The organism is Pokkaliibacter sp. CJK22405, from assembly GCF_046614695.1.
Taxonomy (GTDB): Bacteria; Pseudomonadota; Gammaproteobacteria; order Pseudomonadales; family Balneatricaceae; genus Pokkaliibacter.
Genome location: NZ_JBKKHQ010000026.1, coordinates 1 through 21,189 on the forward strand (window position 1 = coordinate 1; position 21,189 = coordinate 21,189).

The window sequence follows — 21,189 nt, forward strand, 5'->3', positions numbered from 1 at the left end:
GAGTGTTTGGTCGCACTCTCATTTTACTCACTTGGACTCAGGCTTTTTCATTGACTGCCATTTATGGGACAGCAGTGCCCCTGGAGGCGCTTTTTTACTCACCGAGACACAGTGCCTTACAGCAGCACCAGACTCATCAGCCAGATCAGCACAATACCGACAATCCCCTGACAAAGGGTCGCCAACGTCTGCGCCCGATAGGCCAGGCCAACGCTCATGCGGCTGAACTGGGACACCACCCAGAAGAAGCTGTCATTGGCATGGGATACCGTCATGGCACCGGCGCCAATCGCCATGACCGTCAGCGCCCGACCCATTTCTGAGTCCAGCCCAAGATCACCCAGCAAAGGGGCGACCAGGGCAGATGTGGTCACCAGAGCCACTGTTGAAGACCCCTGCGCAGACTTCAGTGCCGCTGCCACAATAAAGGGCATCCAGATACCAATCCCCAGTGATGACAGGCTACTGCCGAGAAACTCGCCAATAGGCGTGGCTTTCAGTACCGCCCCAAAGGCACCACCGGCACCGGTGATCAGCAGAATGGGCGCCGCCGCGACGATACCGTCCGAGATACGTGTGCCCAGAGACTCTATCCGCTTGCCCGCAGGCAGCAGTGGCAATGCACTTAAAAGGCCAATCATCAGCGCATTCAGCGGCTGACCCAGAAAGTTAAGCGCGGCGGCCAGCGCGCCTTCACCCAATGGATGGGTGGGGAATGACGCCACCGATCCAAGACAGATCAGGATGATCGGCACCAGAATCGGCGCAAAAGCCGCCAGTGGAGAAGGCAAAGTGCCATAGGCATCGCGCATCTTTTTCCACTGCGCTTCAGGCTCCAGATGCTGTTCATCAGCCCTCAGGTTTTCATCAAGACCGGCACCCGGGACATCACGCTGACTGTCCGGCTCGACGTTATAAAAACGGCGCGCCCAGAACGTTCCTGCCAGTGCGGTGACTGCCGCGACAATCAGCCCCAGTCCCATCACCAGCCCCAGGTTCGACTCAAGACCAAGATTCCCCGCCGCCGCAATCGGGCCGGGAGTGGGTGGCACAAAGGTATGGGTCGCATACAGCCCGGTCGCCAGCGCCACCGACATCGCCACACTGGACACCGCCATACGTTTCGCCATCGACTCCTTCAGGGCATTCAGGATGACAAAGCCGGAATCACAGAACACCGGAATCGACACCAGATAGCCGATGATGGTCATGGTCAGCGTCGGGAAGCGCTTGCCGAGCAGCTTCACCAGCGTATCGGCCAGAGTAATCGCCGCCCCGCTTTTCTCCAGAATGACGCCAATAATGGTGCCGAGCACAATCACCAGACCGATATAACCGAGAATGCCGCCAAAGCCGGTCGAGATGGTCTTGGCGAGGGTATCGAAGGGTAACCCGCACGCCACTGCGGTAATGTAGGCCGCCAGCAGCAGGGTTAAAAAGGGATGGAGCTTGAACCACGTCGTCGCGACCACGATAAACGCGATCACCGCCAGCAGGATCAGTACAAAGGTCATCGTCTTTCCTCTCACTCTGAGGTGATGCCGGACACTGGCAGCGCCAGATAACCGACCAGGCTGTTGTTGTTATGGTGGGGTTCAGCCAGAGCACCTTTCATCAGAAAGGCCATCATCAGGGAAAGGCAATGACACGGCCGAGTCCCTGGCCAACCGTTAAGCCTTATGAGGGTAACACCGGCAGGGCGCAATAGCTGCCAGCCAGTGCTCTTATCCTGCTCTTAGTTACGGCAACGCGTTGATGCGCTCTTCATAACGTCTTACAGCACATTATTCGGGTTTTGAAAGCCGTACCCCAAGGCGCGTGCCACCGCCTGATGGGCCACTTCACCGCGGTGAATATTCAGGCCATTACGTAAATGCGCATCGTCCTGCATGGCCTGTCGATAGCCTTTATTGGCCAGCGCCAGCACAAAGGGCAAAGTGGCGTTGGTGAGCGCCTGAGTAGAGGTTTTCGCCACCGCTCCCGGCATATTCGCTACGCAGTAATGCAGAATGCCTTCTTCCACATAGGTCGGATTGGCATGGGTGGTGGGCCGCGAAGACTCAAAGCACCCGCCCTGATCAATGGCCACATCAACCAGCACGGCGCCGGATTTTAGCGCAGCAAGATGAGCACGTTTCACCAGTTTTGGTGCTGCCGCACCGGGAATCAGGACGGCGCCGATAATCAGATCCGCCCGCGCAAGCTCCTCCTCGAGAATGTCCTGTGTGGAGAAAAGCGCCGGGACCCGCGCACCGAAGCGATCATTGAGGTAGCGAATACGTGACAAGGAAGCATCCAGAATGCGGACTTCGGCGCCAAGGCCCGCCGCCATTTGCGCGGCCTGAGTTCCCACCACACCGCCACCGATAATCAGCACCCGTCCCGGTGCTACGCCCGGCACACCACCAAGCAAAATACCTTCGCCGCCCTGCGCCTTTTCAAGGCAATGGGCACCGGCCTGAATGGATAGCCTGCCCGCGACTTCACTCATTGGTGCCAGTAACGGCAAACCACCGTGGGCATCGGTGACGGTTTCATAGGCAATGGCGACGACACCGGAACGGAGTAATGCCTCGGCCTGTTCGGGGTCTGGCGCCAGATGCAGGTAGGTAAACAGCACCTGTCCTTCGCGCAGCTGCGCGCATTCCTCCGGCTGCGGCTCCTTCACCTTGACGATCATGTCACCGCGAGCGTAAACCTCAGCGGCATCTGCAGCGATGGTGGCGCCTGCTTGCTGATACAGCTCATCACGATAGCCAATGGCCTCGCCCGCGCAGGTTTGTAGCAGCACCTGATGCCCGGCTTGTACCAGCTCACGCACACCAGCCGGAGTCATCCCAACACGATACTCATGGTTTTTGATTTCTTTCGGCACGGCGATCAACATGCAACACCTCCATTGGCAGCGCGATGTGCGCCGCATGCTTGGCAAGACAGTGACTCATCCATAAAAAATCCCTGCATTGAGCCTAGCAGTGAGACTCGCCACAGGGATTCTGTATTTCATCGCCAAACCGAGGTTTTTCCTGTGCGCCTGCAACATGCCGACGCCAGCCATCCTCTACGTCGGCCGCTTCAGCGCAATGCTGCGCCCTGCCAATGCAGGCCACGTCAGCGACTGATGAGACAGCGCCAGTTGTTCCACCTTCTGTTGCACCGCCGGTAAGAAGGGCGCAGCCCGATGAGCCGCCATATCCATGTGCAGCAACAGGGTTTCCATGGCCGCCAGGGTGTCACCTGAATCGCCATGCACCATGGTGAAGAACACCCGCAGTTTTTTGCCGTCATGCTCCAGCAACTGAGCCTCCACCCGCAGTGGTTCGGCCGCCGTTACTTCCTGCAGATAGTGCACCATGCTTTGCAGGGTGTAGATGGACACCTGTTCTTTATCACGGGTCACCGCATCAATGCCCAGATGGTCCATCAAAAGGTCGATTGCCTGACTGAACACCACCACATAGCAGGCATCATTCATATGGCCGTTATAATCGATCCACTGATCCTTTACCGGCCCCTGATACAAACATAGGGTCTCGCTCATGGCTGCCTCCTGTCGGTCAATTCAGCAACAGCGCTGGCAGGGAATCACCAGCAAACAAGGCATTGATGGTAGAGCACTGGTATTCGCGGCTTTGCGCCGATACGCTGATTACTACGCAAAATACGACAGAATGGTCATCTGATAACAGCACCTGAGGACTGCACATGTTTGGCGAGCGTCCGGATACCCTGCCCCAGCGCCTGAGCTTTTTATTGCTGCCGGGCTTTTCCCTCTTTGGCCTCACTGCCATGCTGAACCCGCTTCGTCATGCCAACCGCTATGCCGAGCGTGAGCTTTATCAGTTTGAGCTACTGAGTGAGTCCGGCGGGCTGGTCGCCAGTAGCGACGGGCTGGAAGTCACCACTGCCACCAGCCTTCGACAAGCCAGAACCTGCGAGACCCTAATTATCGTCGCGGGCGCGCATCCCCAGCGGCAGATCACCCCGACAGTACTGGCGTTTATCCGTAAGCAGGCAAGCCTGGGGGCGGATATCGGCAGTCAGGACACTGCCGCCTTTATCACCGCCAGCGCCGGTGTGCTTAATGGCTATCGCAGTACCGTGCACTGGGAGCATCTTGAGAGCACCCGCCAGCAGTTTCCCGAGGTCAGCTGGGTGCAGGAAGTGGTGGTGGTTGACCGCAGCCGCTTCTCCTGCGCAGGCGGGCTCGCCGGGTTGGATCTGATGCTGCATCTGATTGCCAGTCAGCATGGCCAGACCCTGGCCGCCAATGTCGCCGATGAGTTGATCTATACCCAGTTGCGCGCCCAGCACGAACCCCAGCGCCCGACCCTGAACAAGCGTCTGGACAGCCGTAACCCAGCATTGCAGGAAGCCGTTCTGCTGATGGAACGAAACCTTGAAGAGCCGCTTAAAGTCGCGGAAATCGCCCGGCAGGTAGGCATCTCCACCCGTGAGCTGGAGCGGCTGTTCCGCCATTACCAGCACACCAGCCCAGCCCGTTACTACCGCGACTTACGGCTTGATCAGGCGCGCTGGATGCTGCAGCAAACCGCTCACAGTATTACCACCATTGCTGATGCCTGCGGCTTTCCCTCACTGTCGCACTTCAGCCGTTGTTATCAGCAACGCTTCCTGAAATCGCCCAGTAAGGAACGTTAAGGCCTAACACCCAGTCAGGGAGACAGGATGGGAATTATTGATCGCATTAACCAAGCAATCGTGAAGCGTGCAGACCTGAAGACGTGGCGGCTCGAGGCCAACGCGGGCGATCTTGTTATTGAACGAAAAGACGAATCACGTCGTTTAAATGACCTTACCCTGACTAGCGCAGTCTTGGCGTTTCGCGATATCTATGTCGCCGAAACAGTCTGCCTCAGGTTGCAGTTCGCGAGCGGCGAAAACGTCGACGTCTTCGAGGACTCTCCCTTCTGGCCAGCCTTACTGGATTGGTTGACACAAAACCATGCCCTGAGTCAGCCGGCACAGCAGTCCCAGATTGAGCTCATGGCCGAAGGCCCGGACGCTGCACCACGAGAGCTGCTCACCATGACGGCCGGTTAACAGGTCGCTTCTGCCTACGTCATACCCAAAACCGCCATCGCTCATACCATGACGCAAAATCAATAATACCCATCGCAAATACGCAAAATCTCACCTCACTGATCGGTACTGTGGACAGTATTGATCAGCGGCTATCGCTGCTCTTCCATCTTCACTGACTTTGACAGGGGAACACCGGATGAACCGAGACGTCATCATTACCTGCGCCGTAACCGGTGCGGGCGACACCGCAGACCGAAGCCCTCATGTACCCGTCACACCGCGGCAAATCGCCGATGCGGCCATTGAGGCCTGGAATGCCGGCGCGGCCATTGCCCACATGCATGTACGTGATCCCGAAACCAAACAGGGCAGTCGCAGACTTGAGCTTTATGCAGAAGTGGTTGAACACATTCGCGCGGCCAAGTGTGATGTCATCATCAACCTGACCGCTGGCATGGGCGGCGATCTTTACATCGGCCCGGATGACAACCCCACTGACTTTGCCGCAGAAACGGATCTGGTCGGTGCCATGACTCGCCTTGAGCACATCGAGGCGCTGCGCCCGGATATCTGCACCCTCGATTGCGGTTCACTGAACTTTGGCGACCAGAATCTTGTGTACGTCTCCACCCCGGAAATGCTGCGTAAGGGTGCGGCGCGTATTAAAGAGCTGGGCGTTACCGTTGAGCTGGAAATCTTCGATACCGGCAATCTCTGGTTTGCCCTGCAAATGAAGAAAGAAGGCCTGCTGGCTGACAACGCCATGTTTCAGCTCTGCCATGGCATTCCCTGGGGAGCACCGCCCAACCTTGGCGTCATGAAAGGGATGGTCGATATGCTGCCAGAAGGCCATCAGTGGGCGGCATTTGCCCTCGGTCGGGATCAGCTGCCCTTCGCGGCGCAGTCAGTGCTGATGGGCGGCCATATCCGCGTCGGTCTGGAAGACAATCTCTATCTTCGCAAAGGCGTCCTCGCCACCAATGGTCAGCTGGTCGAGAAAGCGACAACTCTGGTCGACACCCTGGGCGGCCGTGTGCTCTCCCCCACCGAAGCCCGCGCCACACTGCAACTTAAACCTGCCGGAGGTAATGCCTGATGAGCCGTCCTGCTGCTACTCACGTTTCCCGCGTCGGTGTGCTCGGTACCGGCACTATTGGCGGTGCCTGGGCGCTGCATTTTCTGCGCATGGGTATGGATGTGGTCGCTTATGACCCCGGCCCCCAGTCCAAAGAAAAGCTGCTCGCCATGGTCGATCATATCTGGCCTACCATGGAGAAGCTGGGGCTGCGCCCCGGTGCCTCCCGTGATCGCCTGAGCTTTGTCGACTCACTGGAAGCGCTGGCGACTCAGGTCGAAGTGATTCAGGAAAGCACGCCCGAAGTACTGGATGCCAAACGTGCGCTGTTCGCCCAACTGGACAAGCTTGCGCCTGCTGAGGTGGTCATCATTTCCAGCACCTCCGGCTTTGCCATGAGCGATATGACCACCGACGTCAGCGGGCATCCCGAGCGTTTTGTGGTGGGGCATCCTTTTAACCCGCCCTACCTTGTGCCCTTCTGTGAAGTATGCGGCGGTAAGCAGACCTCGCAGGACGTGGTGGACTGGACCACTGATTTTTACGAAGCAGTGGAAAAGAAAGTCGCCAAGATGACGCAGGAGCTGCCGGGCTTTATCGGCAACCGCCTGCAGGAAGCCCTCTGGCGCGAAGCCCTGCACATGGTGAAGAACAAGGAATGCTCCGTTGAGGATATCGACAAGGCGATTGCCTACGGCCCCGGCCTGCGCTGGGCGATTATGGGCCACTGCCTGACCTATCATCTGGGCGGCGGTCAGGGCGGCATGGCGCATTTACTTGATCACTTTGAGGAGTCACTGGAAGCCCCCTGGACCCGACTCAAAGCGCCCAAACTCACCCCCGAGCTGAAAAAGGACATGGTCGATGGCTGCCTGAGTCAGGCCAATGGCGCCAGCATTAATGATCTGATTCAGGAGCGCGATGACTGCCTGATCCGCATCATGCAGACGCTGGAAGAGTACCGTCAGGAGCATGGTATCAAGCGTTAGCACCATGACCCCAGAGTCATATCGCCAGCATTGCGATGAAGTGAAGAGTTACGTATAAACACCGCTCTTCTCACCCGCTCAGAATACCTTTCTGCAGCATCGCAAGGATGGCGATATGACCGACTCAAACAGTTCATTCCTGGTCCGGGCGGCTTGCCACACCTTGCTGGGAATGAGCCTTGCCATAACGTCCACTGCCACGCTTGCCGCTAATGGCTGCGTACCCGCTGACTTTCTCGAGCGACCCATTCTTGAAGGAACGGAACTGGCCTCCGGAACGCCCAAACCCGCCTCTGGCTTGAGGGCGGATTATGTGGCTGAGCTGGGAGGGGCTTCCTTGCGTCTGCATCTGGATGTTAACCAACGTGCCATCGAGCGCTCCTATGCCGAGCCGGGCACAGCTTCGTTAAAACACCGTTATTCATTGAACTGCGTGGATGATAGAAGCTTCAGTGGTAATGGCATCCGCGCAAAGCTGACTGAGGAAGGACTGGTCGTAGAGGAACAGCGCATTCAGGATTCGGGTATTCCCCAAGCCATGGGTATTCTGTATCAACCATCGCCCGAGTCAGAGTAACTATCCAGGCAAGAAAAAAATCCAGGCAACAAAAAAGGCTCCCGAGGGAGCCTTTTCTTGTGGCAAATGCCAACTTACAGCTGCTGACCTTTCAGGCCGCTGTAACCGTATACCAGAGGAGCAACAACGTTGTTGTCGTCGTCGGTAGGAGTTACGGTCATCATCATCTCGGTGTAGGAGATGCGGATGGTTTCAACTGGACGGTCGTTCTGGATAGAAACGCTGTAGTGAGAGATCATGGCGTCGGTCAGTTCGATCTTCATGATTTCTTCGATTTTTTCACCCTGCTTGGTGACGTGGAATACAGCAGTTTTACCTTTACCGATGGTCGCTTCTTTGAACAGGTCAGGAGAAGCACGGTCCTGCAGTTTGGTGATAGTGATGTCGCCCAGGCGAGTTGCGCTGGCTTCACGATCCATTGCAGTACCGGTGTGAGCGGTAACAGTACGGTCGATAGACCAGTCCATGGACAGAACGGTGATCAGGTCCTTGAACTGTTCAGCGGTAGTTTCGCCTTTGATACCTTCGTAATTCAGGTAAGTATTAGCTTGCATGCTTTTCTCCTAAGCATCTAGGTTGATAATCGCTTTGATAAGCGAACTTCCTTGATCGACGGAAGGCGTTGAACTTGCCACAGCCAACTGCCAGATAGCAGCCCGTCTTATTATCGCCCTTCCAAGAAAAAACTTACCTTGTATGCCACAAGTGCCTGACCTCTCAGGATCAGGACGCATTCCCTGCGACACTCAGGAGCCTGGCTCCCAGCTGGCAACTTTCACCTTCCTTGGAAGGGGTGAGCACACCCCTCGTGTAGCGCGCCCTAAAGTAAAACTTTTACGACGAAATGTAAATTAATTTAATGCCAGGTAACTTTGCATTACTTGACTTCAAGTACGGAAATACTTGTTACCTGGCTTTTATACGACCTACACCACCTTAACGGTGAAGGCACCTTCGTCGATATCAACCTCCACACGGCCCAGCGCACGACGCTCGGCCACTGCATTCAGCACCTCTACAGACATCTGTGGCAGCAGCTGGTTATGCAGCATGTTGTGGATAGTTCGGGCGCCGGACTGAACTTCCTGACAACCCGCAACGATGTGCGAAAGCACCTCATCGCTATAATTCAGTTCGGCCTGATGATGCTGCGCCAGACGCTTCTGGATACGACCCAGTTGCAGGCGGGCAATCTCACGGATCATGTCTTCATCCAGAGGCACATAAGGCGTGATATTCAGTCGGCCAAGGAAAGCCGGCTTGAACACGGCCAGCAGATCCGGCATCAGCGCCTTGCGCAGGCCTTCAAAGCTTGGTGCAGTATCAGGGTCTTCAAACAGCTGCAGCGTGGTGTCGCTACCGACGTTACAGGTCATGATGATGACGGTGTTTTTGAAGTCGATGTCACGACCTTCACCATCCTTGATCGTGCCCTTGTCAAAGACCTGATAGAAAATGTCCTGTACACCGGGATGGGCTTTTTCCATTTCATCAAGCAGGATGACGCTATAAGGCTTGCGACGGACAGCCTCGGTCAGCACACCACCTTCACCGTAACCCACATAACCGGGAGGAGAGCCCAGCAGCATGCTGACTTTATGCTCTTCCTTGAACTCGGACATGTTAATGACAGTGATTTTGTCCTCACTGCCAAAGACCTGTTCAGCCAGCGCCATGGCCGTTTCTGTTTTACCAACACCACTGGGGCCGGTCAGCAGGAAAATACCGTGGGGACGGTTTTCATCCGCCAGCTGCGCACGGGCAGTCTGTACCGTCTGACTGATCAGACGCAGTGCGTTGGGCTGACCAATAACCCGCTCACCTAAACGATCCTCCAGGCTCAGAATACTGGCCACTTCATCGGCCTGCATGCGGCCCAGAGGAATACCGGTCCAGTCAGAAACAACGGACGCGACCAGCTGCTCATCGACCTGCCAGTGCACCATCGGCTCTTTGGTGTCTTCGTAGTGTGTAAGGAAAGAGCGGAAGGCCTCTTTCTCCTGCGCTTTATCCTCTTCCGACAACGTCTCATCGAAAAGACGCTGATAGTGGCCCATACCCGCTTTCACGGCTTCCTGCTCGGCATTCCAGAGTGAGCGCTCCGTTTCCAGCTGTGCAGAAACCTCATCCAGCCTGGTGTCCAGACCCGCCAGTGCCGCTTCATGCTGGCCTGCCGCCTGATGCTCTTCCAATAGCTGGGTCTGCTCGGCTTTGAGGGCTTCCAGCTGGCGTTGCAGTGACTCAACACGGGAAGGCACGGTTGCCTGGCTCATCGCCACGCGGGCACAGGCCGTATCCAGCAGAGCCACCGCTTTGTCAGGCAGCTGACGACCATTAATGTAACGTTGTGACAGCAGCACGGAGGCTTTGAGCGCCGCATCAGAAATACTGACATGGTGGTGGCGCTGCATGACCGGAAGCAGGCCGCGCAGCATGACGATCGCTTTCTCGGCGCTGGGTTCTTCAACCTTGATCACCTGGAAGCGACGCGTCAGCGCTGCATCTTTCTCGAAGAACTTCTTGTATTCCGCCCAGGTCGTTGCCGCGATGGTACGCAGCTCGCCACGGGCCAGTGCAGGCTTCAGCAGGTTGGCCGCATCATTCTGACCCGCCGCGCCACCACTGCCGATCAGCGTATGGGCTTCGTCAATAAAGAGAATAATCGGTGTCGCGGAAGCCTTAACTTCGCTGATCACACCTTTAAGGCGGTTTTCGAACTCACCCTTCATCCCGGCGCCCGCTTGCAGCAGTGCCAGATCCAGCGTGCGCAGGCTGACGTTTTTCAGCACATCCGGGACATCGCCATTCACGATACGCTGCGCCAGGCCTTCAACCACGGCCGTTTTACCGACACCGGCTTCACCGGTCAGAATCGGGTTGTTTTGGCGACGACGGGTCAGGATGTCAATCATCTGACGGATTTCATCATCACGTCCCAGAATCGGGTCCAGACGGCCTTCACGAGCCTGTCCGGTCAGGTCCTGAGTAAACTGATCCAGCGAAGGAGTCTTGCTGATCTTGGCAGGCTCTCCAGAGCGTGCCGCTTGTGCGCCGGCACCTTCCGTTTCACCCGACTCATTTTTCAGTTCAGGCCAGGCATGCAGCAATTGCGCCGCCTCAATCCGCGACAAAGAGGGCATCTGGCTCTGCCAGATCAGCGCCAGACCTTCGGCGTTGATCAGCGCATAAAGGAGATGCGCAGAGCGGATCTGGTTGTCCTGGAACTCGATGCTGCACGCCACCCAGCTTTCCTGCAGCAGGGTGACCAGCTGTGCAGAAAGACCGGGGACGGAATCATTACCGGTACGCATGCGCTCCAGCGACTGCTGCAGCTCGGCAGCAAACTGGTCCGGATTGATGTCAAAGCTGCGCAGCAGCAGATGCACATCAGACTGCTCATTGTTGACCAGCGGCGTCAGCCAGTGCTGCACTTCAACGCTGAAGTGGCTGCGTGACTGACACAGGGAGGCGGCAGCTTCAAGGGCGCTACGACAGGTGGGGTTCAGCTTCTCCACCAAGTGCTTCAAGCTCATTGAAGACATGTGATGAGATTCCTTTCATTTAATGATTCAAACACACTGAAGACGCTCCCTGTGTTCAGGTTAAAAGCGCAGATCCAGCAATCGGTTACGTTTATTGCGCGGGATAAACAAACAGCCACCCTGCGCCAGGCCCATCGAGGACTTACCCAGCTCCACCATGCTGACATGGTGTGCCGGAATCCTGAGGTGCCAGCGAACACGTGTCGGCGAACCGACATATTCTTGTACCAGCTTGGTCAGACGCTGGTTCAGCGGCCCGGCGGGCATCATTGAACGGCTCAGCGACTGACTGCGAGACTCCATTTCAATCAACACCGTTGAATTGACATCCCAGAAGCGGCTGCCAATGGAGGCATTCACACCCAGTTGAGTGAACTGCCCCTCAAGCCCCTGACGTGATGCCAGTCGGGTCTGCTCTTCCGACGCCAGATTCAACCAGCGACCGGTAAACTGTTTCACCCGCACGGGCACACCTGTGATGCTCGACAGCATTTGCTCAAGGCCGGTCGCCGAGCGGGGTAAAGTGGCAAACAGCCCAGCGTGATAAAGACTCAGCGGCTGCATTGAGCCGGTGGCCGCACCCAGAATATGGCTAAAGGCATCAGTCTTGCGCCGGGCAGGCAAATGCTCGCTTTTACCCGGCATCGGACGGATCTGCTCGGCGATCCTGTACTTCTCCCAGGAGCGGTAATACAGCGAAATCAGGCGATGATTGAAGATATCCAAGAAATCCTTCATCGCATGATCGCGGTTCTTGACGCGACTCATCACCAATTCGGTGTAATGCTGCGGCAAGGTGGCTGAGAGCCCTGTCAGCCCTGCAAACGTCACATGCATAGTGACCTTCACCGGCTTATCCGGCTCCATCGTGACCGGATCAATCTTCTGAATTGCCCGACCGGCAAAACCCAGATGCTGCACCGAGCTAAAACGAACCAACTCACGCTCAGGCCGACCGTCATGACCGATACGCCCCTGATAATCACTGCGCTCCAGCTGCAGCTGAATCAGACGTACCGCCTGATAGAAACTGTGCAGATCCGGCTGGTCGATAACCCGGTAAATCGCGCCTTTCGGAATTCGCCCCTTGCGAACCGCGCGCTCTTTTTTACTCAGCGCGCTCATACCAACGGCACGCCTCCGGCCCGCGCAGGCCACTGATGTACCGGACGCGCCTCATCCAGGATGCTGATGGATAGGCGAGTGAAGCTGTTGACGGAGGCAAACTGCGAGAAGAAATAGTCCAGTACTGAACCCAGGAAGAAGAGGCTGCTACCAGCGGCATCATGCTGGGTAAAAACCAGCTGAATATCGTTGCCATGAGCAAAGGCCACGCGACCATTGCGAATCAAGCGAGATGTCGCCGCCGTGATTTTCACATCGTAAATCGCTTGCAGCAGCACCTTGGTTTCCGGGCTGGCACGGAAGTCATACAGCTTCAACACCTCGCGAACCCGCTGCGCGGCGCCCTCACCGGAGAAGTGATTCAGGGTCAGGTGACTCACCAGTTGCCAGCGGGTGTCTTCGCCCAGAGAAGGACGCACCACGGTGGTCGGCGGAGTCAGGCAACGAATCTCTTCCACAACATCAGCATGGGTGCTGGTTTGCATGAATGGCTGGCCACCACCGTAGGGCAGACGTGCAGGAACATTGCGATTTGAGCAAAGCGCCTTGACCCCAAGCATCCAGCCATCATTCTGCTCAAAGGCAGCGCCGTAGGCCTGACGGTCGACAATGCTTAATACCGCCTCCGTGCCAGGCTCGGCATTACCTCTCGCCCACTGACCGGGTTCACGGCGAACCGTCCAGAACACATCGTCATCATCCAGATAGGCAGGATGCCCTTCGGCATAATAAGGCCGCACATTGCGACGCTGACGGCTGTGGTTAAAGACTTCCACGTCCGTCGGCCGAATAATTTCCCGCGTGTCCGCTTTGGCAAAAGAAGCGGTCAGGCGATACTCATGCTCTGCGGTTTCAAGGCGGATAGGCTCCAGCCGCTCCTCAAAGAGATTAACCATCGGCGTGCAGCCCAGCATCAGCTGGGAGTCCGACACCTGCTGCTCAAGCTCAGTGGAAGACTCCGAAAAATACAGATAGATATCGGCATGAGCGCCAGCCTGCTTCCAGCGCGAGCGCAGATCATCCAGCTCAAAGAACAGGAATTTTTGCGGGAACAGACTTTGTTCAATTAACAGGCGATAACCTGCAAAGCTTTTCGACTGATATGGCACTACCGCGTGTTCAGGCTCAAAACCCACCGCCTTAAGGTGACGCTTTTCAAGATACACCGCCTCCTGATGATTGCCTTCAGGCGTAATCGCCATACCGATGCAATCACGGAACAGATGCTGATAGAGCGCCAGGTTATGGCGCAGCTGTCCGTTCAGATAAAAACGCAGGCTATCCACGCCGATATCGCTCAAATTCACTTTCGGCAGCAGGCTTTTGACGGAGATTTTCAGAATGGACGATGGGCTGTCACGCCAGATCGACTTCGGTGCCCGAAAAGGCGCGTTCTGAAAGCGTACTGAATCAATCTCCACCGGCCAGAGACGGACGTCATAGCAGGTCTGGAACTGGCACTCGGCAAAGCCCGGTACTTCTGTGGTCAGCTCGCAGCCACGGGGAAGTGTCACACCAAAGTCATTCAGGTTTTTTGGCGTCACCTGAGCAATGGACATGGAAGGAATGGGTGCCTGATAGTCCGGATACATGTGACCCAGCAGCGCATCGGTCAGCTCCGGAAAGCTGTCATCGAGTTTCTGGCGAATACGCGCCGTCAGGAAGGAGACCCCTTCCAGCAAGCGGGAGACGTGCGGGTCCTCGATGACCTCATCACTCAGTTTCAGCCGACCGGCCACTTTGGGATAGCGTTCGGCAAACTCACTGCCAAGATGACGCAAGTACGTCAGTTCCTGGTTGTAATACTTCAGCAGTTCATCAGCCATGAATTACATTCTCCCTACCAGGCGAAGCGCCAACGTGGCGGGTTCAAGCTCGGTATCAAAGGACACTTCTTCGGGGCGCGGCACGGCATACATGACCGCACTGATCCGCAATTTCAGGGTCGTACTGACTTCTTCAGTCTCGATCACCGAGACACTGACATCGGCAAAGCGTGGCTCAAACTTGCGAATGGTCTGCTCCACAATTCGGCAAAGGTTCAGTTTGGCATCCTGACTGCTCACCGGGATGGTCGAGAAATCAGGCAGGCCGTAGCTTAGCAGCGACTGCTCCAGCTCTTTGTAGGCCTTGGGCCAGGTCAGATAACTGACCCGGCTGTTCAGTAGGTCCTCAAGATCGCGACGGACACTCGCTCGCATATTGCGCGGGCTGTAAGTGTCATCCGTGGCGACCATGGCCGTTTCTTCCGGGTCAGCATCAATCAGCCGATCCAGAATACTGGGCACAATACGAACCTTTTTGCCTGCCTCGGCCATAAATGAACTCAGCCTTACTCTGCAACAGCAGCTGACTCAACCAGCACCTGCGGTGCCAGCGTGGTCACATCAGCAAGATTCAGCGCTTCGTCGTTCACCAGAATCTGCTTGAAGCCAATACCGGTAAAGACTTCGGCTTCACCGGCCTGATGCCAGTCAGTCTCACGGCCAAGCTTTTGGTGAGGCGTGTTGCTGCCCGCGTAAGTCATGGGGATAAAGACATCGCCATCGGCACCTGCAGTGGTCTGGATAACCGCCGGGCGCCAGATATGCTCGACCAGCGAGGTGGCAGGCTTGATATCCAGATGGATAACATCAGCCCACTTGATGAAATAGAACTTGCCGTCGGTTCCCAACAGCTCCAGAAAACCACAGAGGCTGTCATCCAGATCACGGACATCTTCCGCCGCTTCACCGTTAATCAGCAAAGGACAGGTATTACGCTGTTCTTCCAGTGCGGCCGCCAGCTCAGCCACTTCGGCTTCTTCTTTCACCAGCGCCACCCGCAGTTTCAGCAGAGTTTCCACTTCAGCGTCAGCCTCGCCCAGCAGTGAAGATGTATCCCCACCGTTGTAAAAATCCAGACGCGCCTGAGCGGCATGAATCAGACGACGCAGGTTACTGGCACCAGCAGCAGTTTCAGGGTCCTGACGCACCATCATGTCCAGTTGCTGGTCAGCCTTCTCGAGCTGGCCATCGATGCAGAGCAGCTCAATGTAGCTACCACGCGCAGACAGGTTACGTGGATCATCACGCAGGGCATTCTTGAGTTGCTCAATGGCAGCGGCAATCTCTCCCTGCGCCAGCAATGTCTTGATATCGCTCATCCTTTCTCTCCCTGCTCCGGCGCAACCCCGCCAGAACATCTTTCTTATGACTTATATGTCTTAACGACCGGCAGAAAGTTCCGTTACCAGTCGCACTGAAGACACCATTTGATCCATCTGCAGGTGTGGCCGCAGACGAATCACGGAATAGTAATGACCGGGCTCACCGGCCTTGGCTTTCACCTTGATTTTGGCTTCACCCAGTGGATATCGGGCCCGCACCTCATCAGAAGCAGTATCCGAGGCCGTGGTGTACTGATGCAGCCAGCGCTGCAACTCATTTTCGATGGTACCGGCCGACTCGTATTTACCCACCTTGTCGCGACCCAGATGCTTGATGTAATGAGCAATGCGCGAGACACAGAGGGTGTATTGCAGCATCGAAGACAGCTGCACATTCACGGTGGCCAGATCCGAACTGTAACGTTTGGGCTTCATCAGCGAGGAGTTGCTGAGAAACACCAGATTGTTGGTACGGGGCACCGGCAGGGCAGGAATAAAACCCGTCTCAGACATGGCACGTTCCAGCTTGTCACCGATTTGCAGATTAAGCGGCACCAGCTTCGTGTGCTGATAACGCTCCGTCTCGCAATAGAGTTCAGGCAGATCACACACTAAGCCCTGCCCTTCCTGACCGGGCTTGAAGTTACGCACATGGCTGAACCAGCCGGTTTCGGCGAAGGCACGAATCATCACCGCGCCGAGACAATAGGCTCCGTTGCCCCAGAGATAGTCCTGCTCATCGCGGACATGCTCACGAAAGCGGAAGCTCTCACTACGGGTGCTGTCCGTCTCATAGGGCGCTCGCATCAATACCTGTGGTAACACCAGACCGATATAACGCGCTTCTTCACGCTCACGGAATGCGCGCCACTTGACGTACTCAGGCAGCTCAAACTGCTGATGGAACTGATTCACCGATCCCAGATCACCAAAGGATTCCACTCCCAGAAAGGACGGAGTCACCGAGGCGATAAAGGGAACAAAGGCCGCTTCTGCGGTCCTGGCGATGGAAGAGAGTACGTCCAGATCGTTGGTCGGCAGACCCTTTTGCGGAGTCAGCGCCAACGCGTAATCACCGATAATGAGACCGAAGGGTTCACCACCGGCGTGGTCGAATTCGCTATCGTGGATCAGGCGATGAAAGTCGCTCTGATCAAACTCGATGACGCGAGCAATATCACGACTGAGTTCAGCCCAGCTTAGGCTGATCAGCTTGATTTTTACCCGCTGCTCACGATCCGCTTTTGCGCTTTGCTTCACCAGATAATGAAGACTGCGCCAGCTGGATTCGAGCTGCTTAAATTCAGCATGATGGAGGATCGCATTGACCTGCGCCTCCAGTAACTCATCGATGCCATCAATGGCTTGCCATAGCAGCTGACGGCCATCCTCGGCCCCGCTACCGCGCTCTCCGGTATGGTCAAACCACAGACGCAATGCCGCCTGGGTGTCCTTCTCCCGCAGGAAACGCTCCAGAAATGCCGCATTGAGATGACCAAACGCCTGACCCGATGACTCCTCACCGCTATCGTGCAGCGGCGCCTCGTCAATATCGGCAAAGGCAAAGCCGTACTCACTGGCCTGACTGTAGGCTGAAGTTGTCAATCCTTGACCCCATGCTAGCTGGGTGCACAGAGACGTGCCCCACCATTAAAAAGGTGTAATAACCGAGGTGACAAAGGGCCGCCCGGCGGGCAGCCCTTTTACGGCAGGAAGCCTTAGTTACCCATTTCAGGGATCTTGGCGACCAGACGCAGAGAGGTTGTCAGCTCTTCCATCTGCAACCAGGGGCGCAGATGAGCAATCGCGTGGTAAGCACCAGGCTGGCCAGGGATTTCCTTGACCTTAACGCGGGCATCCGCCAGCGGATACTTGGCGCGAATTTCCTGACCACCGCCCTCAGAGGCGTTGACATAGCCCAGAATCCAGCGGTTCAGCCAGGCTTCAACGTCAGCTGCTTCCATGAAGCTACCGATCTTGTCGCGCGCCATCACTTTCAGGTAATGAGCAAAGCGAGAAGTCGCCATCATGTAAGGCAGACGTGCAGAGATTGCAGCGTTGGCCGTGGCATCAGGGTTATCAAACTTGGCTGGCTTCTGACAGGTCTGGCCACCGAAGAAGACCGCATAATCGGTGTTCTTGTAATGGCACAGAGGCAGGAAGCCCAGTTTGCTCAGTTCCGCTTCACGACGGTCAGTGATGCCGACCTCTGTCGGGCACTTCACATCGGGATCGCCATCATCACTGATAAAGACGTGTGCAGGCAGGTTATCAACACGACCACCACCTTCAGTACCACGGATAGCCGTACAGAAGCCGTACTTGCTGAATGCTTCTGTCATACGTGCACCCAACACATAAGCAGCATTCATCCAGCAGTAGTTATCATGCTCAGCTGTTTTGGAATACTGGGTCTTTTCATCCAGCGGGAATTCCTCGTAGCGGAACTCTTCCACAGGACGAGTCTGCTGACCGTAAGGCAAACGCGCCAGTACACGAGGCATGGTCAGCGTCACAAAACGGCTGTCATCGCTCTCGCGGAATGAGCGCCATTTGGTGTATTCAAAGGACTCAAAAATCTTCTCCAGATCACGCGGTCTGGAAAGCTCACTCCAGTCATCAAATCCAAAGAGAGCAGGGTTTGCTGCTGACAGGAAGGGAGAGAAACCCGCGGCGGCGACATTGGACATCAGGCTCAGTGTCTCGATGTCTTCCGGGTGGCTGGTGAACTCATAATCACCCACGATGGCGCCGTAAGGCTCACCGCCAGGCGTTCCGAACTCGGATTCATACACCTTCTTGAAGATCTGGCTCTGATCAAAATCAACAGCTTTGGTCAGGTCGCGATGCAGATCTTTCTTGGACAGGCTCAGCACACGAATTTTCAGCGTCTGACTGGTTTCAGTGTTCTGAGTCAGGTAGTTCAGACCACGCCAGCTGCCTTCCAGCTTCTGGAACTTTTCATGGTGCATGATTTCTGCCAGCTGGACAGAGATCAGCTCATCCAGCTTGGCGATCGCTTCGTTAAAGGTCACGGACAGGTTTTTATTCCAGGTCACGGTGCCTTTCAGCGCTTCTTCCGCCAGGGTACGAATCAGTTCTTCCGCACGGCTGGCTTCAGTCTGTTTAGTGGCCTGAATGGCCTGATCCAGAATACCCAGAGACGTCTCATTGACGGCTTCCTGGGCAATGCTGCTTTGCTGTTCTACGCCGCTCATGCCTTAGGCTCTCCCTGCTGCAGGTTCAACTGGTCCGCCAGGCGATCCAGTTCGTCGGTGTTGTTCAGTACATTCTCAAGGATGTTTTCCAGTCCTTCGGAACGATCCACTTTGGTCAGCAGGTCACGCAGCTTGTTGCGAGTGTCCATCAGCTTACGCAGAGGCTCGACCTGGTTGACGACAGCGGCCGGCTCAAAGTCTTCCATGGACGAGAATTCCAGGTTGACGGAGAAGGTTTCGTCGTCGTTACCGCTCAGCTTGTTGTTGACACGCATACGCAGCTTGGGATTCATGCGGCGCAATACGGCATCAAAGTTATCGCGGTCGATCTGGATAAAGCGGCGATCTTTCAAAGGCTTCAGGGCTTCAGCGTTATCACCTGCGAAATCGCCCATGACACCAACAACAAAAGGCAGTTCCTTACGAACGGATGCGCCTTCGGTTTCCAGGTCATAGGTGATGTGAACACGTGGTTTTCTCACCCTTTGCAGCTTGCTATGAACACTCACTCTTTCGATCTCCTATCATTAAAATTATCCAGTCACCGCGTCTCTTCGCCCCTTCCAGGCTAACGGCCTTGGATGTCAGGGGTTATCAGAGGGGATACCCGTCAGGCGGAAAAAGCCGTTTCGGGCATCCTTGTCTGCTATCAGTTCCTGCAGGAGCTCCGGCAGGCTGAGTTCGCTCCATCGTACGACCTGATCAATGGCGTACGACATCGGCGAATGGGGTTCGGTTTTACGGAAGAACTCCGAAACCTTCATTAACGTATCAATGGCCTGATCGCGATGCTGCAGCTGGGTCAGAGCAGCAGGTGCGGCAGCCGCCGCTTGCGGATCATCGCCAGCAGCCTCATCAGTGATCTCGGCAGGCGCTTCTTCAACGACCTGTACTTTCAGACGGTCACCGGCCAGAAAACGCATGGCCGCCTGACACTCTTCAAGCCGCTTGCTGATCCGCGAGCTCGGCATCGGGCTGCCTACAGCATTATCAATCGCCTGAACCATCGCTTCATAAGCCACCTGACAGGCTGACAGCTGGGCGTGCAGCTCCTGAAAGAAGGCCGTCGAGGTTTCCTTTCCTGCCTGCTGAATGGTCTCAAGATCAACGCTGCCGGCCTTGATGCGCTGGGCTTTCTTCGCATCATCCAGACGCTCCATATCCTGTGCCTGCTGGTATTCCCAGTAGGCAAAGGCACCTTCTGCTGACATATCGGTCAACGGAATGCTGTTAATGGGCATCAGCAGCGCGCCTTCATTGTCATAGCCATTCAGGCCAATCAGCGGCGCCACTCGCGTTTCCGGGCCATCTTCATCCTCTGACGGATAGAGCCCGTCCCAGAAGCGGGCAATCATCTGCTCGGCCAGACGAAAGCCATGAGTCAGTCCGGCAAAACCGTGCTGACGAGCCATCGCCTCGATCAGCCAGGCAACGAGTTCAAGGTCCTTGCCCTGCTCCATAAGCACCGCTGGCACCTGATCAATAATCGGTTGCCACAGGGAGGCGCAGGATTGCAGAGGCTCATCCTCAATCATGGCATTACGCTCTTCGGCGCGCGCCTGATTACGAACATCTTTCAGCTGGTAGTAAGGTGAAGCAGGCGATACATCCAGACGAGGATCAGTACCTGAAGGCTGCTCTTCACTCACGGGCTGCAATAGGGTTTCAATATCCAGCATATCCGGGCTCTAACCTGCTTCTTAATTCCATTAACGCCGCAACACGGGAACCGTGGCGTCTTCAACCTGTGGGCTTTGCTCAAAAGCCCGCACCAGAACACTGGTCACATTATCCCGACCACCGTTGACCAGTGCTGAGTGCGTCAATGCCATACAGGCATCTACGACACTTGGGGTATTAAGTATCTTGTGGATCTGATCGAAGCTGAGTTCCTTACTTAGGCCATCACTGCACAATAAAAACAGATCACCTGGCTGCAAAGTACCGCTAATCACGTCCACATCGACTTCGGTCTGACCACCGATAGCGCGTGTGACCACGTTCGCCAGCGGGTGGTGCTCGGCCTCTTCCTGGTCCAGCATGCCCTCATCCACCAGATCCTGAACCTGGCTGTGATCACGCGTGATCTGGCGCAGCTGACCTTGCCGGAACAGGTAGCCTCGGCTATCACCGACCCAGCAGTAATGAAATTCGTTGCCATTCACCAGCAATGCCACCACGGTAGAGCCAAGGGTTTTACCCTGCAGAACCCGGGAGGCGTAATCATGAACGCTGCGATTAGCCGCCTTGATCGCATTACTGACATGCTGAGCAGTAAGACTGTTGCGGGGGATGTGGCCAAGCTCCATTTCCAGCGTGTCCACAACCATTTGGCTCGCAACTTCACCAGCAGCATGGCCACCCATGCCATCCGCCACCACCCAGAGTCCTTTTTCCGACATCTCAAGGTAGGCATCTTCATTGTGATCCCGTACCCGACCCACGTGGGTCTGGGCATAGCTCACCATG

At 56.0% G+C, this 21,189-nt stretch carries 19 protein-coding genes; 5 read left to right on the plus strand and 14 right to left on the minus strand.

The annotated features are described in order from the left end of the window. Positions 1–116 precede the first annotated feature (116 nt). The 3 genes from ACKC9G_RS16615 to ACKC9G_RS16625 form a co-directional block, all read right to left on the minus strand. The gene (locus ACKC9G_RS16615) at positions 117–1,514 is read right to left on the minus strand and encodes a GntP family permease (RefSeq protein WP_411407451.1); all 1,398 of its coding nucleotides are present in this window, start codon (positions 1,512–1,514) and stop codon (positions 117–119) included. Between the two features lie 260 nt (positions 1,515–1,774). Continuing rightward, positions 1,775–2,887, minus strand: a complete 1,113-nt coding sequence (ald, locus tag ACKC9G_RS16620) for an alanine dehydrogenase (RefSeq protein WP_411407453.1) — start codon at positions 2,885–2,887, stop codon at positions 1,775–1,777. A 174-nt stretch (positions 2,888–3,061) separates the two neighbouring features. Beyond that, positions 3,062–3,541 carry a thioesterase family protein gene (locus ACKC9G_RS16625; RefSeq protein ID WP_411407455.1) on the minus strand — a complete coding sequence of 160 codons (480 nt, stop codon included), beginning with the start codon at positions 3,539–3,541 and terminating at the stop codon, positions 3,062–3,064. Between the two features lie 164 nt (positions 3,542–3,705). Between ACKC9G_RS16625 and ACKC9G_RS16630 the strand changes: the two genes are divergently transcribed. The 5 genes from ACKC9G_RS16630 (at position 3,706) to ACKC9G_RS16650 (ending at position 7,687) form a co-directional block, all read left to right on the plus strand. Continuing rightward, on the plus strand, positions 3,706–4,662 hold the full coding sequence (locus ACKC9G_RS16630) for a GlxA family transcriptional regulator (RefSeq protein WP_411407457.1): 957 nt from the start codon (positions 3,706–3,708) through the stop codon (positions 4,660–4,662). A gap of 27 nt (positions 4,663–4,689) precedes the next feature. Continuing rightward, the gene (locus ACKC9G_RS16635) at positions 4,690–5,064 is read left to right on the plus strand and encodes a hypothetical protein (protein WP_411407459.1); all 375 of its coding nucleotides are present in this window, start codon (positions 4,690–4,692) and stop codon (positions 5,062–5,064) included. 178 nt (positions 5,065–5,242) lie between these two features. After that, a complete protein-coding gene (locus ACKC9G_RS16640) occupies positions 5,243–6,142 on the plus strand; it encodes a 3-keto-5-aminohexanoate cleavage protein (RefSeq protein WP_411407461.1) in 900 nt (299 codons plus the stop codon). Beyond that, a complete protein-coding gene (locus tag ACKC9G_RS16645; protein ID WP_411407463.1) occupies positions 6,142–7,110 on the plus strand; it encodes a 3-hydroxyacyl-CoA dehydrogenase NAD-binding domain-containing protein in 969 nt (322 codons plus the stop codon). The genes ACKC9G_RS16640 and ACKC9G_RS16645 overlap by 1 nt, the downstream gene beginning before the upstream one ends. 115 nt (positions 7,111–7,225) lie before the next feature. Continuing rightward, positions 7,226–7,687: a hypothetical protein gene (locus ACKC9G_RS16650; protein ID WP_411407465.1), complete on the plus strand. Its 462-nt coding sequence runs from the start codon at positions 7,226–7,228 to the stop codon at positions 7,685–7,687. 74 nt (positions 7,688–7,761) lie between these two features. Here the strand turns inward: ACKC9G_RS16650 and ACKC9G_RS16655 are convergent, their stop codons facing one another. From ACKC9G_RS16655 to ACKC9G_RS16705, 11 genes are all read right to left on the minus strand, one after another. Continuing rightward, positions 7,762–8,241: an Hcp family type VI secretion system effector gene (locus ACKC9G_RS16655; RefSeq protein ID WP_411407467.1), complete on the minus strand. Its 480-nt coding sequence runs from the start codon at positions 8,239–8,241 to the stop codon at positions 7,762–7,764. Positions 8,242–8,613: 372 nt separating this feature from the next. Beyond that, on the minus strand, positions 8,614–11,229 hold the full coding sequence (tssH, locus tag ACKC9G_RS16660) for a type VI secretion system ATPase TssH (protein WP_411407469.1): 2,616 nt from the start codon (positions 11,227–11,229) through the stop codon (positions 8,614–8,616). A 60-nt stretch (positions 11,230–11,289) separates the two neighbouring features. Then, positions 11,290–12,354, minus strand: coding sequence for a type VI secretion system baseplate subunit TssG (gene tssG, locus ACKC9G_RS16665; protein ID WP_411407471.1), 1,065 nt, complete (start codon positions 12,352–12,354; stop codon positions 11,290–11,292). Next, positions 12,351–14,180: a type VI secretion system baseplate subunit TssF gene (gene tssF, locus ACKC9G_RS16670; RefSeq protein ID WP_411407473.1), complete on the minus strand. Its 1,830-nt coding sequence runs from the start codon at positions 14,178–14,180 to the stop codon at positions 12,351–12,353. The genes tssG and tssF overlap by 4 nt, the downstream gene beginning before the upstream one ends. Positions 14,181–14,183: 3 nt before the next feature. Beyond that, positions 14,184–14,672: a type VI secretion system baseplate subunit TssE gene (tssE, locus tag ACKC9G_RS16675; protein ID WP_411407475.1), complete on the minus strand. Its 489-nt coding sequence runs from the start codon at positions 14,670–14,672 to the stop codon at positions 14,184–14,186. Positions 14,673–14,686: 14 nt separating this feature from the next. Next, positions 14,687–15,499, minus strand: coding sequence for a type VI secretion system accessory protein TagJ (locus ACKC9G_RS16680; RefSeq protein ID WP_411407477.1), 813 nt, complete (start codon positions 15,497–15,499; stop codon positions 14,687–14,689). Between the two features lie 60 nt (positions 15,500–15,559). Continuing rightward, positions 15,560–17,107, minus strand: a complete 1,548-nt coding sequence (gene tssC / locus ACKC9G_RS16685) for a type VI secretion system contractile sheath large subunit (RefSeq protein ID WP_411407479.1) — start codon at positions 17,105–17,107, stop codon at positions 15,560–15,562. Positions 17,108–17,220: 113 nt separating this feature from the next. Then, entirely contained in the window at positions 17,221–18,720 is a 1,500-nt protein-coding gene (tssC, locus tag ACKC9G_RS16690) for a type VI secretion system contractile sheath large subunit (RefSeq protein WP_411407481.1), read from the minus strand. Next, positions 18,717–19,229, minus strand: a complete 513-nt coding sequence (tssB, locus tag ACKC9G_RS16695; RefSeq protein ID WP_411407483.1) for a type VI secretion system contractile sheath small subunit — start codon at positions 19,227–19,229, stop codon at positions 18,717–18,719. The genes tssC (ACKC9G_RS16690) and tssB overlap by 4 nt, the downstream gene beginning before the upstream one ends. Before the next feature lie 75 nt (positions 19,230–19,304). Beyond that, a complete protein-coding gene (gene tssA, locus ACKC9G_RS16700; protein ID WP_411407485.1) occupies positions 19,305–20,399 on the minus strand; it encodes a type VI secretion system protein TssA in 1,095 nt (364 codons plus the stop codon). A 30-nt stretch (positions 20,400–20,429) separates the two neighbouring features. Next, positions 20,430–21,188 carry a Stp1/IreP family PP2C-type Ser/Thr phosphatase gene (locus ACKC9G_RS16705; RefSeq protein WP_411407487.1) on the minus strand — a complete coding sequence of 253 codons (759 nt, stop codon included), beginning with the start codon at positions 21,186–21,188 and terminating at the stop codon, positions 20,430–20,432. Position 21,189 lies beyond the last annotated feature (1 nt).